1 protein-coding gene is annotated in these 335 nt (G+C 54.0%); it reads left to right on the top strand.

All coding sequences use genetic code 11. From position 1 onward, the window contains the following. Positions 1-335: 2-phospho-L-lactate transferase CofD family protein (locus tag BG74_RS17375; protein ID WP_244267379.1), on the top strand; the 335-nt coding region annotated here is incomplete at both ends.

Raw genomic sequence — 335 nt, 5'->3', positions numbered from 1 at the left:
CGCCAGTCTGAAGGCGGCATTGCCTGGGGCGATACTCGCAACTGCCTCAATCAGCTTATCACCGAACCGAGCATTGCCTCGGCGATGTTTGAATATCGCTTTGGCGGTCAGGGCGAACTGGCGGGCCACAACCTGGGTAATCTGATGTTAAAAGCGCTGGATAATCTTAGCGTTAGGCCTCTTGATGCCATCAACCTGATTCGTAACCTGCTGAAGGTCAACGCTAGCCTAATCCCGATGTCGGAGCAGCCGGTGGATTTGCAGGCTACCACATTGTCTGGCGACACCGTGTATGGGGAAGTGGCTATTGACCGGCTAAATGAATTGCCCGTACA

Source organism: Sodalis-like endosymbiont of Proechinophthirus fluctus (genome assembly GCF_001602625.1).
In the GTDB taxonomy this organism is placed as follows: domain Bacteria; phylum Pseudomonadota; class Gammaproteobacteria; order Enterobacterales; family Enterobacteriaceae.
This window is presented reverse-complemented; position numbering and strand designations above follow the sequence as displayed.